General features: G+C 45.3%; 14 protein-coding genes and 3 tRNA genes. 3 read left to right on the top strand and 14 right to left on the bottom strand.

Features of this window, described 5'->3' with window-relative positions:
* Positions 1 to 262 precede the first annotated feature (262 nt).
* From hflC to orn, 14 genes are all read right to left on the bottom strand, one after another.
* Positions 263 to 1,156, bottom strand: a complete 894-nt coding sequence (gene hflC / locus KO533_RS05675) for a protease modulator HflC (RefSeq protein WP_105250275.1) — start codon at positions 1,154 to 1,156, stop codon at positions 263 to 265.
* 3 nt (positions 1,157 to 1,159) lie between these two features.
* Positions 1,160 to 2,299: an FtsH protease activity modulator HflK gene (gene hflK / locus KO533_RS05670; protein ID WP_028761770.1), complete on the bottom strand. Its 1,140-nt coding sequence runs from the start codon at positions 2,297 to 2,299 to the stop codon at positions 1,160 to 1,162.
* A 36-nt stretch (positions 2,300 to 2,335) separates the two neighbouring features.
* Entirely contained in the window at positions 2,336 to 3,643 is a 1,308-nt protein-coding gene (hflX, locus tag KO533_RS05665; protein WP_028761769.1) for a ribosome rescue GTPase HflX, read from the bottom strand.
* 23 nt (positions 3,644 to 3,666) lie between these two features.
* A complete protein-coding gene (hfq, locus tag KO533_RS05660) occupies positions 3,667 to 3,939 on the bottom strand; it encodes an RNA chaperone Hfq (protein WP_006084207.1) in 273 nt (90 codons plus the stop codon).
* 92 nt (positions 3,940 to 4,031) lie between these two features.
* Positions 4,032 to 4,958 carry a tRNA (adenosine(37)-N6)-dimethylallyltransferase MiaA gene (gene miaA, locus KO533_RS05655; protein ID WP_219253226.1) on the bottom strand — a complete coding sequence of 309 codons (927 nt, stop codon included), beginning with the start codon at positions 4,956 to 4,958 and terminating at the stop codon, positions 4,032 to 4,034.
* Positions 4,951 to 6,867 (bottom strand): DNA mismatch repair endonuclease MutL, encoded by a 1,917-nt coding sequence (gene mutL / locus KO533_RS05650; protein ID WP_219253224.1) that lies wholly within the window; start codon positions 6,865 to 6,867, stop codon positions 4,951 to 4,953. The genes miaA and mutL overlap by 8 nt, the downstream gene beginning before the upstream one ends.
* 10 nt (positions 6,868 to 6,877) lie before the next feature.
* Complete coding sequence (locus tag KO533_RS05645) at positions 6,878 to 8,335, bottom strand: N-acetylmuramoyl-L-alanine amidase (RefSeq protein ID WP_212599647.1); 1,458 nt, start codon at positions 8,333 to 8,335, stop codon at positions 6,878 to 6,880.
* A gap of 8 nt (positions 8,336 to 8,343) precedes the next feature.
* A complete protein-coding gene (tsaE, locus tag KO533_RS05640) occupies positions 8,344 to 8,802 on the bottom strand; it encodes a tRNA (adenosine(37)-N6)-threonylcarbamoyltransferase complex ATPase subunit type 1 TsaE (RefSeq protein WP_028761764.1) in 459 nt (152 codons plus the stop codon).
* A gap of 102 nt (positions 8,803 to 8,904) precedes the next feature.
* Positions 8,905 to 10,389 (bottom strand): NAD(P)H-hydrate dehydratase, encoded by a 1,485-nt coding sequence (locus KO533_RS05635; protein ID WP_219253222.1) that lies wholly within the window; start codon positions 10,387 to 10,389, stop codon positions 8,905 to 8,907.
* Between the two features lie 268 nt (positions 10,390 to 10,657).
* A complete protein-coding gene (locus KO533_RS05630; RefSeq protein ID WP_028761762.1) occupies positions 10,658 to 11,113 on the bottom strand; it encodes a hypothetical protein in 456 nt (151 codons plus the stop codon).
* A gap of 923 nt (positions 11,114 to 12,036) precedes the next feature.
* Positions 12,037 to 12,112 (bottom strand) — tRNA-Gly (locus KO533_RS05625).
* A gap of 42 nt (positions 12,113 to 12,154) precedes the next feature.
* A tRNA-Gly gene (locus KO533_RS05620) sits at positions 12,155 to 12,230 on the bottom strand.
* 42 nt (positions 12,231 to 12,272) lie between these two features.
* A tRNA-Gly gene (locus KO533_RS05615) sits at positions 12,273 to 12,348 on the bottom strand.
* 190 nt (positions 12,349 to 12,538) lie between these two features.
* Positions 12,539 to 13,084: an oligoribonuclease gene (orn, locus tag KO533_RS05610; RefSeq protein WP_006080044.1), complete on the bottom strand. Its 546-nt coding sequence runs from the start codon at positions 13,082 to 13,084 to the stop codon at positions 12,539 to 12,541.
* Between the two features lie 112 nt (positions 13,085 to 13,196).
* Here orn and rsgA point away from each other — a divergent pair, with 112 nt between their 5' ends.
* The 3 genes from rsgA to KO533_RS05595 all read left to right on the top strand — a co-directional run bounded on the left by rsgA (position 13,197) and on the right by KO533_RS05595 (position 16,090).
* Positions 13,197 to 14,261 (top strand): small ribosomal subunit biogenesis GTPase RsgA, encoded by a 1,065-nt coding sequence (gene rsgA / locus KO533_RS05605; RefSeq protein WP_105250279.1) that lies wholly within the window; start codon positions 13,197 to 13,199, stop codon positions 14,259 to 14,261.
* A gap of 62 nt (positions 14,262 to 14,323) precedes the next feature.
* Positions 14,324 to 15,202 carry an archaetidylserine decarboxylase gene (gene asd, locus KO533_RS05600; RefSeq protein ID WP_028761759.1) on the top strand — a complete coding sequence of 293 codons (879 nt, stop codon included), beginning with the start codon at positions 14,324 to 14,326 and terminating at the stop codon, positions 15,200 to 15,202.
* Between the two features lie 6 nt (positions 15,203 to 15,208).
* Entirely contained in the window at positions 15,209 to 16,090 is an 882-nt protein-coding gene (locus KO533_RS05595) for a DMT family transporter (protein WP_219253220.1), read from the top strand.

Here is a 16,090-nt window from a genome sequence, read left to right as displayed (position 1 = left end):
AAAATTAGAAGCAGATCATAGTGAAAACACGCAAGTAAGTTAGGGAGATTGCGTGTTTTTTAAAAAAAGCCTAAAAAAGACCCAACTATTAACCCATTTTAATTCATTTGGATCATATTTTAAGCTTCTTGTCTGTGATATCGGCATAAAGCATGCATCGCTAATATAAATTAGCCCAGACTTTTCAAACTAAGTTAACAATCGCCAGATAAAAAAATAGGCCCTGAGTAACAGGACCTATTAAATCAATACTTTTAATGCATTACTTCTTAGGTGCAGTGCTCTTCATATACTTGAAGAACTCGCTATCAGGCTCTAACACCATAATATCGGACTTACCTGAGAAGCTGGCTCGATAAGCCTCTAAGCTACGAACAAAACCGAAGAACTCAGCATCTTTGTTGTAAGCATCAGAATATATCTTCGCTGCTAACGCATCTCCTTCACCTCGAATGGTTAAGGCTTTACGTTCAGCTTCGGCAATCTTCACCGTCACATTGGCATCTATCGTTGCACGAATAATTTCAGACTGTTCTTTACCTTGCGCTCTATGCTCTTTTGCCACAGCTTGACGCTCTGCACGCATACGCTGGTAAATACTGTTACTGACGTTAGCCGGAAGATTGATTTGCTTTACACGCACATCAACAACTTCAATACCTAAGTCTTTAGCACTTTCTGAGGCATTGGATAACGCATCATTTTGCAGTTCATCACGCTTACCAGAAACAATCTCTCTGATAGTGCGACGACCAAACTCTGTGCGTAAATCGTTGTTGATCTTACGTTGTAATAGCGATTCTGCATTGGACTTAATACCACCGTTTGTAGACAGGTAATATTTTTCGAAATCCATAATGCGCCACTTCACATAGGAATCGACCATAAGGTCTTTCTTCTCTGAAGTCACAAAACGATCAGCGGCACCATCAAGTGTTTGAATACGGGCATCGAGTAATTTTACTTTATCGATCACAGGCACTTTGAGATGCAAACCAGGATCATAGACGCGGGTGACTTGCTTACCGTCAACGTCGTCTTTTAAAATTTCACCGAAACGCGCCACAATAGCGCGCTCGCCTTCATTCACCACCATTAAAGATGACAAACCAATACCTAAGAGCACGGCGATAAGAATAACGCTTAATCTACCCATGGATTACTCCCTCCCTTGGCGAGTACGATCATCGCGGGATGGACGTCCACTCAAAGGCTCATTCGCGCGAGTCGTTGATACAGATGAAGAATTAACATTTTGCTGTGGCTTAGCTTCCAGCTCATTTGTCGCAGGCTTCTGCTGAATTAACTTATCTAGCGGTAGGTACATTAAGTTGCCGTTGTTCTTAGCATCAATCAGCACTTTATTCGTATCTGTCATCACTTGCTGCATTGTATCAAGATACAAACGCTTACGAGTCACTTCAGGCGCAGCTTGATACTCTGGTAATAACAACTCAAAACGAGCCACTTTACCGCGAGCTTCTAAGACTTCACGCTCTTTATAAGCATTCGCTTGTTGCGCCATACGTTCAACTTCACCACGAGCTTTTGGTTCAATTTCACGGGCATAAGCTTCAGCTTCACGAATAAAACGTTGTTCATCTTCTTGGGCAGAAATCGCATCATCGAAGGCGTCTTTCACTTCTTCTGGCGGACGTGCCGGTAAGAAGTTAACGTCAACAACAGCAAGACCCAATTTGTACGGTTCAAGAATGCGCTCTAACTCTTTCCACGTATCGCGACGAATAGCATCACGGCCCGTAGTCAGAATATCATCCATCTTGTTATGTCCAATGACATAACGCAGTGCACTGTCAGTCGCTTCACGCAAACTGGCGTTCGCATCGACGGCACTAAATAGATATGAGTAAGCATCTAAAATACGATACTGAACATCAAGCTCAACTTTCACGACGTTTTCATCGGATGTCAGCATGCTACCAGACGCAGGAATAGAGCGAACCGATTGAATGTCGACGGGATAAATTTGGTCGATAAATGTGGCTTTCCAATGAAGTCCAGGGCCAATTTCGCCAGCGTGTTTACCAAATCGCAGTGCCACACCACGCTCAGCTTCTTTAATTGTATAAAAACCCGAAAGTCCCCAAACAACTACAGCAACAGCAAGAATGATGATTAGGCTAAACGAACTAAAAGACTGGCCTGAGCCATTTCCTTTGCCGCCAAAGCGCTTTGAAAGATTACGAAAAACCTCGTCAAGGTCCGGTGGTCCTTTGTCGTTACCACCTTTATTTCCCCAAGGATCATTACCCTTGTTACCGGGCTCGTTCCAAGCCATTTAGCACTCCATAAGTGGATGAAATAAATTAGATTATTAACAAACAGCTTCATCTATCGAATCTTCGAAGATGAAGGTTTCTAACTCACCCTGACTCTGTTTTGTTAATCGGCGCCAATCGGCGTCCGATAAACGAACAGACAAAATACAGTTCCCCAGATCGTCGTACTCTTTCTGCTGTATCGCATCCAGTCGATAAAACTGGCCAAGATAATGTCCAGCAGTTGCCGGAATTCTAAGTGTTAGCTCTTTAATCACCTCACCAATAAGCTCAGTGATGGCTTTCAAGAGCAAATCAAATCCTAAACGCTTCTGTGCTGACACCCAAACTCGAACGGGTTTGCCTATGTCGTTATATTCAATTCTTGGCGTCACATCTTCGAGTAAATCGATTTTGTTACAGACCACGAGTTGCATGACTTCATCGGCTTGGATGTCTTTCAGTACAGATTGAACCTGATCAAAATTATCCGCCATGTTTTCATCTGCACAATCAACTATGTGTAGTAATAACTCAGCTTGCCTTGTCTCTTGTAAGGTTGCCTTAAATGCAGCAACGAGATCATGGGGCAAATGACGAATAAACCCGACAGTATCTGCTAATATCACGGCACCATCAGGTAAATCTAACTTTCTTAGCGTAGGATCGAGTGTGGCAAATAGCTGATCTGCAGCATAAACATCAGATGATGTTAGGGCATTAAACAGCGTTGATTTACCCGCGTTTGTGTAGCCGACTAATGAAACTGTCGACAAATCACTACGCTTACGTGCACGTCGACTCTGTTCACGTTGCTTATCAACTCGCTCTAAGCGTTTGTTGATATTTTTAATCCGTCCTCTGAGCAAACGTCTATCGGTTTCGAGCTGGGTTTCCCCTGGACCACGTAAACCAATACCGCCCTTTTGCCTTTCAAGATGCGTCCAACCACGGATCAGGCGAGTCGACATATGGCGCAATTGCGCTAGCTCCACCTGTAACTTACCTTCGTGAGTTCGCGCTCTTTGGGCAAAAATATCGAGAATAAGTGTCGTACGGTCGAGCACTCGACACTGACACACTTGCTCAAGATTACGCTCTTGGGCTGGACTCAATGCATGATTAAAAATCACCACATTGGCTTCAGTCGCCGCCACTAATGCAGCTAACTCTTCGGCTTTACCAGAACCCACAAAAAATTTGCGATCCGGTGAACGTCGACTTCCAGTAATCACCCCGACTGATCTTGCCCCAGCTGATTCTACTAATAGCTGCAGCTCGACTAAATCTTCTCGGCGTTCCTCATCGGAAAAGTCGATATGGACAAGAACCGCAGTTTCTCCCGCCTCATAACGATCAAACAAGAAGCAAACTCCTCAGATAATACTTATTCGCCACTAGGCGCATCATCTTGAGCACCATATCCGCCTTGGGCATTTTGGTGACCAGTAACGTTGAATGGGCGTGCTGGCACGACAGTAGAAATAGCGTGTTTATAAACCATTTGGCTCACTGTATTTTTCAACAGAATGACAAATTGATCAAACGACTCTACCTGTCCTTGGAGTTTAATGCCGTTAACCAAGTAAATTGATACAGGAACGCGCTCGCGACGCAATGCGTTCAAAAATGGGTCTTGTAAAGATTGCCCCTTAGCCATTTTATTATTTCCTTTTTAATTTATATAAAATAAATCGATATCAGTGATAGTTTTTTGTTTAGTTTTAGTATTATACAGCAAGGGCTAATAAGCTAGCGGCATTGACGCATAAGTATAACTAAATTCCCCTCAGCACCACTTTCAAGCCAATTCAACTCTGGCCAACTCCGCAACCATGTTAATTGACGCTTAGCCAATTGCCTAGTAGCAGCAACTGCTTTTTCGACCATAGTATCATAGTCAAACTCACCATCTAGGTATTGCCAGCACTGTCGATAACCGACACAACGCATTGAAGGCAAGTCTAAATGCAAGTCTCCACGGGCTTTTAGCTCTGTGACTTCCTCAATAAAGCCCTGTTTGAGCATAAGCGCAAAACGTTGCGCTATTAAGTCATGTAACACTTTGCGCTCGCGCGGTGCAATAGCAAACTGCACTACGTCATAGGGCAAGGGGGCTGACTTGGTCTGAGTCAACTCAGTCATGCTCTTGCCGCTTATTCTATAGACTTCCAGCGCTCTTGAAAGTCTTTGTGGATCATTAGGATGAATTCTTTCTGCCGACACGGGATCTATCTCCCTTAATTGGTCATGCAGTGCTTCCCATCCCTTTTCATCCGCCTCCGCTTGGATCTCGGCCCTAATGGCGTCGTCCGCACTCGGCAAAGGTGACAAACCTTCGAGTAACGCTTTGAAATACATCATGGTTCCGCCAACTAATACTGGCGTTTTCCCCATGCTGACAATCTCTTCTATCTGGGCTATTGCATCGGCTCTAAAGTCGGCTGCCGAATAGCTTTCACTGGGATCACGAATATCAATTAATCTGTGCGGCCCACGAGCCAGTTCGTCTGCTGAAGGCTTGGCACTGCCAATATCCATACCACGATAAATTAATGCCGAATCGACCGAAATGATTTCACAGTTATGCTTTTCGGCCAATTCTAATGCTAAAGCTGTCTTACCTGAGGCCGTTGGCCCCATCAAAAATAACACTTTAGGCTGTAATTCTTTATTCACTTGCTTGCTCTTCTAGCCACGATTGCCAAGGTAAGAATATCGCTTTGTTGGCAATAAGCTGTTTTTTCTCTTCAGCTAACTGCGAAAATGCTGCCCAGACTTCTGGTGCCGAAACGAATCCCGTTAAACTGTGTTTTGCCAACCAAAATGCCAATGCGCTCGGCGCAGGTGTTTCAAAACGTAGCGATTGTAGCCACTCAGGGATCACTTTGGCTAACTGGCTCTCTCTGATATATGGGGGCACTTTTTTAATAATCAACTGCTGGTAACGAATTGTTAGTTCTAAACCTAATTGGCGGATCAGCGTGTCGTGTTCAGTCAGCACAGCCTGCCAATCCGCATCAGCCGCGACAGACACTGGCATCAATAAAGGCTGACCAATTAACCCCGTCGCTAGCTTAGCTTCAATCTCTTGGCATCGCGTCGCCAATGCTACTGATTTTATTGATAATAGACTGAGTTTATCTTCCGACGTCATCACCCAATATTGCCCATCTAATATCGATGGCATAGGTAACACAGACTGATAATCTTGATCTTTTACACTGTAAGAAGGGGTTTGCAGTAAAGCACCATAACTTGCTATTGCCGCCTTTGACGGTAATTCAGTACGTTGTCGAGATTCACCTGCAGAATAACTGCCACGGCTGCTGTCTCTTGGCGTTGTCATGCTGCCAAAAGCATTGGTTTGAGTGCCCAAACTGGCGCCTTCTCGTCCTGCGACTAGAGACTTTACTTGAACGGCAGGGGTAACTGAATCTTGAGCAGACTCAAGTGTATCAGCTTGCGCATTAACTTGAGCTGAATCAGCGCCAAGTGCAAAAGGAGCAGATATTTCAGCTGCGCTTATCGGGGCATCCACAAACACATCTTCAACCTCACCCAAAGAGCTAGAGTGAACGAAGTTGAGCTCTCCTGCTTCTTCCAGCGCCGATTGCAATGCTTGCAGAATATAATCATGCACATAGCGGCTCTGATGGAATCGCACCTCATGCTTAGCGGGATGCACGTTAACATCCACTTGATGGGGATCGATATCCAACATCAGCACGTAGCCGGGTTGTTCAAGTTCTGCTTTTTGAGCAAAGGCTTGACGCACTGCATGATTGACCAAGCGATCACGGATAAGGCGTCCATTGACATAAAAGTAATGGGTATCGCTGATAACCGGTGACCAAGGTGACTGCAAATAGCCACTGAGGCGCAAATCATCGTGTTGGCATTCAATCTTAAGCGCTTGCTCGGCAAATGGACGGCCACACACTTGCGTCAAACGCTGTAAATACTGGGCTTCATTCACGGCGGGACGATAATTACGTACTATCTTACCGTTATGCGTCAGCGTGAAATGGATATCGCCGCGCACTAATGCAATGCGCTTTAACCATTCATCGATATGGGTAAATTCGGTTTTGTCACTCTTTAAAAAGCGTCTGCGAGCCGGTGTATTAAAGAATAAATCCACCACTTCAATCGTCGAACCTACTGGATGCGCGGCGGGCATCACTTTAACTGCCATGTCGGCACCTTCTGCATGGGCTTGCCACGCTTCAGTTTGCTCAGCCGTGCGTGACGTTAAAGTTAAACGTGAGACTGAGCTGATACTGGCTAGCGCTTCACCACGGAAACCAAAACTAAGGATCGCTTCAAGATCGTCTAAAGTGTGCAGCTTTGAGGTCGCATGGCGCGATAAGGCCAGCGCGAGTTCATCTTTAGGTATGCCAGAGCCGTTATCGCGAATTTTAATCAGCTTGCTGCCGCCTTTGTCGATTTCAATATCGACTCGGCTCGCTCCTGCGTCGAGGCTATTCTCGACCAATTCTTTGACTACGGAAGCGGGTCTCTCAACCACTTCCCCCGCCGCAATTTGGTTGGCTAATTGCGGAGGCAGGATCTGAATGCCCATCATGCTTTCCTATTTAACTCTGGGGTATGACTAGCGTTTGCCCTAACTGCACCACATCGGACTTCATTCCATTCGCTTGTTTGATGCTGGACATAGGCACACTGTAACGTTGCGCGATTGCAGATAAAGATTCTCCGCGACGGACCTTATGTTTAACCTTTGTCGATACCGCATCACCAACATAGGCTGTAGGCGTTCTTTCTGTTGAGGTTCTTTCTGCTGATGCTTTTGCTGTGGTTTTGGCCGGCTTAGCACTGCTAGAGCTTCCTCCCCTTCTTTGGGCAAGCAAAGTATCCGCTGGCGGATTGTTGTGATAGTAACGGCTCACACCCTTATAAATAGCATTGGCAATGCTCTCTTGATGGCGACTACTCGACAGTAAACGCTCTTCTTTAGGGTTTGAAATAAAGCCCGTTTCAACCAAGATTGAAGGAATATCCGGTGACTTCAGCACGGCTAAACTCGCGGACTCAGGGCGACTTTTATGCAATTGAGTCACGCCACCTAAATCTTTTAAAATATCCCCCGCTACAGAATGGCCAATTGCCATCGAACTGTTCATTGACATATCGAGCAGCGTCATAGCCAAATACTGTTCATTATCCGTGTTTTGGATAATCTCACCCGCGCCGCCCAGCAACTCAGAATGCTTCTCTTTTTGCTCTAACCAACGACCAATTTCACTATTAGCACGACGCATTGATAGCACCCATACGGAGGCGCCACGTGGATTGGGCGAGGTAAAGGCATCCGCATGGATAGAAATCAGCAGATCTGCCTTACTGTTGCGCGCCAGTTCAGAGCGTTTATTTAAATTCACAAAATAATCACCAGTACGGATCATCACAGCACGCATGCCTGGCGTGTCATTGATTTTGCTGGAAACACGTCTGGCGATTTCTAGGGCGACCTTTTTTTCATAAACACCAGAAGGACCAATGGAGCCAGGATCGTCGCCACCATGACCCGCATCAATAGCAATGACAATATCGCGGGATGATTGCGCCGCTTGGGTGACAGTTTTGACGGGTGTAGATGACACGATAGCCGTTGCCGTAGTTAACGTTTTATCTTCTAAATCAACCACTAGACGATTGCCATAGGGCGCAGTAACAGGCAAAGAAAACAAGCTTGCATTCAGTGGTTTTACGAGATCGATCACTAAGCGCAAATCACCTTTAGTCGGTGACTTACTGATCCGAACGCCCTTAACTAACTTACTGTTGTTTTCAAGATTTTTAAGCACAACTTTAGCAGTGGTCTTTTTTAAATCCACCACTAAACGATTAGGGCCATCTAAAGAGAAATAGGTGTAATCAGGCACTCCACTCAAGTCAAACACGATTCGAGTTGACTCAGGCGCGGCCCAAATACGTACGCTTTCTAACTGATTAGCAGCATGGGCCACCACAGAGAAAAAAGAACACAAAGAAAGAATAATAATTTGAAAATACGGGTTATTTTTTATCATTTTAGTTTTTATTTTATCGCTTTTAATAACTTTTCACCTGGCTCAGACAAGGCCTCTATGCGTATTTCTCGCCCACTATTTTGATAACTTAAATGCATATGGACATCGGCAGCGGGCAGTAAACCCTCTCCCTTATCTGGCCATTCAACAATGCACAGACTCTTATCCGTAAAGTAATCGCGGATCCCCATAAACTCGAGTTCTTCCGGATCGTTTAAACGATACAAATCAAAATGATAAACTTCGACACCTTCTAGCTCATATGGTTCAACTAAAGTGTAAGTCGGGCTTTTAACTGCACCTTTATGGCCTAATCCCTGAATTAAGCCACGACTCAGCGTCGTTTTACCGGCTCCTAAATCACCCGTAAGATACAGAGTCAAAGGCGCTTGGACATGGCGGGCTAATTTTTGCCCAACCGCAATAGTGTCGTCTTCGTTGTCTAAGAAAAAAGTTAACTCTGTCATATCCGCTTATATCACTGCTGTTATTGATGGAGAAGCGACTCAATCCTAAAAAAGCTCAGGGCACATAACAAAGTCCAGCCCCGCTTGAGTCTCACATTCCGCCTAGAGTAAATCACTATTCACTAATTGGCGAATAAAAGGCATTAAATCGCTCGCTAACATACCCCGTTCTCCCTGTATTGCCGCAAGATCAGCGGCGCAACCATGTACGACTACGCCAAGCACAGTTGCCTGCATATTATCCATTCCCTGAGCCATGAGCGCGCCTATAATACCAGATAACACATCGCCACACCCACCACTGGCAAGCCCAGGGTTGCCGACTGGTGCAACTACCATTTGCTGACCATCAAAAATGACCGTTCCTGCGCCCTTTAGCAATACAACGCCGCCGTACTTTTGCTGTATAGCGCGAACAGCGGCAAATCTATCCAGTTCAATATCGACCACGGTACAACCAAGTAAACGCGCGGCCTCGCCCGGATGTGGTGTTAGTACCCAATTCGCTTGGCGCCTTGGTTCATTACTGAGCAGATTCAACGCATCGGCATCTAAAACACAAGGCTTATCGCTCAAGCCCACGGCTTTAAACAAATTATACCCCCAGTCATGCTTACCTAAACCAGGGCCAAGCACGATAACCTGCGCCCAACCAAGGCGCAGATACACTTCCATATCGACTAAATCACAACCCCAAAACATCAGTTCAGGACGGGAGACATTCACCGTCAGTTGATGCTCAGGTCGACTGATCACAGTGACTAATCCCGCGCCTGCACGTAAGCAAGCCTCACTTGCCAGTCTCACAGCCCCAGCCATGCCTATATCACCGCCGATGACAGTGACTTTGCCCGATTGGCCTTTATGGCTATCCCGTGCTCGGGCGGCAAAATAGTCCTTAAGAGTCTCTCTTCCAACTCTTTGTGCGCTCGCTTCAGCAAAGAAAGGCGTTAATCCTAAATCTGCAAATTCAAGCTCGCCACTGTAATGCCGCGCCTTACCTGTTAACACACCTTGCTTTACACCACCAAAACATAAGGTAATATCCGCCATCACAGCAACACCTACTACGGCGCCTGTATCAGCAATGACTCCAGAGGGTAAATCAAGGCTCAATACCCAAGCCGAATTGTCATTGATGGCACGGATATATTTAGCCATATCGTCGCGCACAGCATCACGTACACCTGTACCTAACAGACCATCGACTATGATTTTCGCTGCGAGAATAGGTTCAACCTCTAACGGCAGTAATTTTCCACCTTCAGCAAGATAATGGGTCAATGCTTGCTGACACTCAGGCGTGCCTGACACTGACGTCATCATCACAGAAACGTCCATACCACTGGCACGGGCTAGATGGGCGCACACTAAAGCATCGGCACCATTGTTACCGCTGCCAGCAAGAATTAACACAGGTAATACTTTGGAGCTATGTTTCGCTAAACACTCAAAAGCCGCCGCGCCAGCACGCTCGACCAATTCATAGAGACTAGATACTCCCTGAGACACTGCACTCAGTTCCGCTTCGCGAACTTGTGTTTGGGTGTATAGAGCTTTGGGAAATTGCGATAGATCTTGTGCCATGAAGGATCTCCTTAGACACCAATGACTCCATTTCACAATGAGTAATCTCACCATAGAAGTCTTGGCAGAATTGAGCAAGGCCAATAAAAATCAGCCAATAGATCAAGAAAGTAGCAAAAAAAGCAGCGAGAAATTATGACGTAAATCAGTTCAGGCGCAGAAACCCGCCCAAATGGAGCAAAGTAGAGTAAAAGTTGCCGATACAAAGTCGACATAAAAACCAAAGCCAGCGCTGGGCTGGCTTTGAGAATCAAGAAGAAATGACGGTTTAGATATCGTCCATCCGAATCGTACTATGGACTAGACGTTGCTGCTGAGTTTTCTCTACTCGGATCAAATTGGCCAACGCATTGCGCGCATCTTCCGCCGTGGTTGAGTTAACTGTTTTTTCTAACAAACCAATCAGACGATTCTCTAGGTCTAAATGTAAGTTGAGCACATCATCTTCATTCATGTTTGCGGGCAACATAGTATCTTGGCAACGCTTAGTAAAGTCTTCAAAAGTGAAGTCTTTATACCAAGTATCAAGAATACGATGTGGTGCTTCATCCATATAATCACGCAGTTTTTCTGCCATGGTTTTTTGGTGTGATTCAAAATACTCCAACATCATTTTCACACGAGCCGAGTCAGCTTGATTGTTGAGTCGGCCATAGAGTTGCGCCATATCTAAGCGGCAATTTGCCACATACTCGAGTAGATCACGTAATTGTTGAATACGCATATAATGCACTCCATTGTCAGGCCAACTACTTGGCGCTATTAATTTTGTCTAATTCCATTATGTGAGTAAAAGCGTTACGAATATTTGAACAAGGTCATAATTTAACTTTCACGCAGCTATCTAATTTAGGAAAACTTGAAGAAACACGCTATAGATCACGCATCTAAATCCTATCACACTGTTTTGTATAAAAGAGAAAAGCCAAAAGAGATCTCAACGTACTTTTCCCAAAGGGTATTCGTAAGTCTTTGGTTGTGCATGGTGAATCTGAGATAGAGTGCTTGAGGTAGATGGCAGTGAATCAAAACAAATATAGATGAGCCAATTGAGGGAATGACACGAAAAAGTCATTGTTAGAGAGTTTAACGGAAGTACAGCGAAATGATTTTGATAGGGAGAGATTCGAGCAATGATCTATGCCTTAGTCAACGGCTAAGCATTGTAAGTAATAGCAATATGAGCTACACGATTGAAATGATCTTAGCTAAAGTAGTTTTTGGGGGATTTATTGAAATTGGAGCGACATGATTTTGATCAAGAGCGGTTTGAACCGATAACCTATACCTTGGCAAAAAAGAAGGTATCGCCATATCAAGTCCGCAACTGAGCTAATCCCAATTGAGTAATCTGATAGTGGAATATTTAGGAAATTGGAGCGACATGATTTTTATCAAGAGCGGTTCGAACCGATGACCTATACCTTGGCAAAAAAGAAGGTATCGCCATATCAAGTCCGCAACTGATCTAATGTCAATTGAGTAATGTGATAATGGAAGATTTAGGGAATTGGAGCGGCATGATTTTGATCAAGAGCGGTTCGAACCGATGACCTATACCTTGGTAAAAAAGAAGGTATCGCCATATCAAGTCCACAACTGATCTAATGTCAATTGAGTAATCTGATAGTGGAATATTTAGGAAATTGGAGCGACATATCGGGTTCGAACCGATGACCTATACCTTGGCAAGGTATCGCTCTACCAACTGAGCTAATGTCGCATAATCTGTATTAATGATTTGGTAAATCACTAAGTTTTAATTTGGAGCGACATATCGGGTTCGAACCGATGACCTATACCTTGGCAAGGTATCGCTCTACCAACTGAGCTAATGTCGCATAATCTGTATTAATGATTTGGCAAATCACTAAATTTTAATTTGGAGCGACATATCGGGTTCGAACCGATGACCTATACCTTGGCAAGGTATCGCTCTACCAACTGAGCTAATGTCGCCTTTTGTATCGCTGCTACACTTGCCTTCAACATTAACAAAGGTATCGCCTATCAACCTTTATCAACTGAGCCAATGTCGCATTCAATCTAAATGACCGTACATCTCTGTTCGCATCAAAAAGTTGAGGCCGCATTATATGAAAAATTCATGCGGCTGCAACCCCTTCTTGCATATTTATCTACTGATCGGTCAAATTTTAAATACTTTGCTGCGATAATACTGCAATTCAGCGATCGACTCTTGGATATCCTGCAGTGCTTGGTGAGTATTTTGCTTCTTAAAGCCCGCCATAGTTTCTGGACTCCAACGCTTCACTAGCTCCTTAATCGTACTGACATCCACATTGCGGTAGTGGAAATAATCTTCCAGCTCGCGCATATAACGATTTAAAAAGCGTCTATCTTGACCAATGCTGTTACCACACATTGGAGAAGCACCCTTAGGAACATACTGTTCTAAGAAGGCAATCGTCTTAGCCACGGCTTGCGCTTCGGTTTCTTGGCTAGCACGAACGCGATCAATCAACCCAGACTCACCATGATGCTTTTGATTCCAATCGTCCATGGCGGCCAGCACATCATCTGACTGATGAATCGCGATAACCGGACCTTGACCGATAATATTGAGTTCTTGATCTGTCACTAAAGTGGCAATTTCAATGATCCTGTCGACGTCGGGCTCTAACCCTGTCATTTCCAAATCGATCCAAATGAGATTATTTACATCTGCCGTCATAAATCAGCCTTATCGTGTCAGTTAGCCTAAATTCAGGCTTTTTTATTCAAGAGCGTGTATCATACTGCTTTTTTCCAACACAAAAAATCACCTAATTGACGAAGACGAATCAGTGAGTAAAAAGAAACCCCTAAGCCAAGGTCAATTACGCCGTATGCGCGCTAATCACGAGAAGCGACTCAATCGTGATAGTGGCGATAAAAATACGCCAGAGTTACAGGATAGTTCATTGGGGCAAGAACAGCCCGGTACTGTGATTTCACGTTTTGGCCAACATGCCGACATAGAAACTGAAAGCGGCCAAATTGTGCGCTGTAATATTCGCCGTGCCGTCACCAGTTTAGTGACTGGCGATAAAGTGATCGTACGATTAGCCATTGAGAGCCAAGCCAATAGCGGCATCGCAGGTATTGTTGAAGCCGTTCATCCACGTCGCTCATCACTTACACGCCCAGATTTATACGATGGCGTGAAAATTATCGCCTCGAATATCGACCAAATTTTGATTGTCTCCTCGGTATTACCCAGCTTTACCACCCAGATCATCGACCGTTATTTAGTGGCTGCCGAAGATACCGATATTCCGCCTATCATCATTTTGAATAAAATTGACTTGCTCAATCCCGATGAAGCGCAGGCAATCGACGAAGCGCTACAGCGCTACAAAGACATTGGCTATCCGGTTTATAAGGTCAGCAGCAAGCTTGGCGATGGTATCGATACCATCAAAGGCATACTCAAAGATAAAGTCAGCGTGTTTGCCGGCCAATCTGGTGTGGGGAAATCATCGATCATCAATGCATTACTACCCGATGCAGAGCTTATTATCGGCGATGTTTCCGATAACTCAGGTTTAGGTCAACACACTACTACCACTGCTAAGCTGTTGCACTTGCCTAGTGGCGGCGATTTAATCGACTCTCCGGGCGTGCGCGAATTCGCCCTATGGCATCTTCCTGCACAACGTGTCGGCTGGTGCTTTATCGAGTTTCGCGAGTATCTTGGCGCGTGTAAATTCCGCGATTGTAAACACGGTGACGATCCCGGCTGTGCACTGCAAGAAGCCCTGAGCCAAGGTAAGATCAGCGCAGATCGCTTTAATAATTACCATAAAATTATCGCCAGCTTAGATGAACAACGTCATGCCCGCCATTTCCGCGCGGCCACTGACGAATAACGACTTATTGATAAATAACAACAGTCTCAGCAAAGATTGAGCAGTAAGAAAAGGAATTGAAATTGGATAAAGTCAAAATAGCGCTGCAGTACATGCTGCCGAAACACTTATTATCTCGTTTAGTGGGTAAACTCGCTGCAGCCGAAGCGGGCGCCTTGACCACTGCCGCCATCAAATGGTTTATCAAACAATATAAAATCGACATGAGCGAAGCGGCGCAGAGCGAACCAGAAGCTTATAAAAGCTTTAATGCTTTTTTTACCCGCGCCCTTAAACCCGGTATTCGTCCGTTAGATATGGACGCCGATATCATGGTGCATCCAGTCGATGGTGCCGTAAGCCAATTAGGCCCAATCAAAAACGGTCGCATCTTCCAAGCTAAGGGTCATCACTATTCATCGTTAACTTTGCTTGGCGATCAAGCCGAAGATGCTAAACGCTTCGAAGGCGGTGATTTTGCGACTATCTATCTGGCGCCTAAAGACTATCACCGTATCCACATGCCGATTAAAGGCACATTATCAAAAATGACCTATGTACCTGGCGAACTGTTTTCGGTGAATCCGTTAACAGCGAGACACGTACCCGGTCTGTTTGCCCGAAACGAACGCGTTGTGGCGATTTTTGAAACCGAATTAGGTCCACTGGCTATGGTGTTGGTTGGCGCAACGATTGTTGCCAGTATCGAAACCGTCTGGGCTGGCACAGTCACGCCGCCGACAGGTAAGCAAGTCTTCACTTGGGAATATCCAACCCAAGGCCCAGATGCCATCACCTTAGACAAAGGTGAAGAAATGGGTCGCTTCAAGTTAGGCAGTACTGTAGTGATGTTGTTTGCCAAAGACGCTATCGCGACCTTTGCTGAAGGTGTTGAAGCCGAAGCAGTGACACGTATGGGACAAGCCTTCGCTAACCTGAAAGACGTTAAGCAAGCGGATTAAGCTTTCTTGAGTTCTGCTAAACCTTCGGGATTAATTGAATTGCATCTGGCTGTGCTGCTATTTGGCGGCACAGCTTTGTTTTCTAAATTAATCCCACTCAACGCCCTCGACATCACCTTCCTACGCTGTATCGTCGCCGCCACTGTGTTAGGTTTGCTAGTCAAATTCAGCCGCAAACGTTTAACGCTGGCAAGCAAACAAGATTATCTAGTCGCCATCGGGCTTGGGGTTATCGTCAGCCTGCATTGGGTGACTTATTTTGCGGCCATGCAATTATCGTCGGTCGCCATTGGCATGATTGCATTTTTCACCTATCCGGTGATGACAGTAATTGCCGAGCCGTTGCTGACAGGTAATAAGATAAAATTACACGATATGCTCAGTGGCGTGTTAGTGCTGATTGGGGTGATATTACTCATCCCTGAAGCCAATTTAGGTAACGACACTACGCTGGGCATTGCCATCGGCATAGTGTCCGCCATGCTGTTCACCACCCGTAACTTATTGCACAAACGCTACTTTTCCCAGTACAGCGGCCCCCATGCCATGTTCTATCAAACTTTGGTCGCTGTGATGTTCCTGATGCCGTGGCACCAAACGGAACTGGGCAGTATCTCATTAGAAGTGTGGGGATTAATTATTTTACTCGGCGTCGTCTTTACCGCAGCGCCACATGCGCTATTTACTTCTGCGCTGAGGCAACTCAGCGCCAAAACGGTTGGGCTAGTCTCTTGCTTACAACCCTTTTATGGCGCCATGTTAGCGCTGATCATTTTAGGTGAAGAGCTCAATCTCAACACCCTAATTGGTGGCACTATCATAGTCGCTACCGCCATCTTCGAAACCCATCAATCGCACCAATCACAGCGGCGAAAAAAGAACGCCTGA

The sequence above is a fragment of the Shewanella sp. NKUCC05_KAH genome (genome assembly GCF_019345585.1).
Taxonomy (GTDB): Bacteria; Pseudomonadota; Gammaproteobacteria; order Enterobacterales; family Shewanellaceae; genus Shewanella; species Shewanella oncorhynchi.
This window is presented reverse-complemented; position numbering and strand designations above follow the sequence as displayed.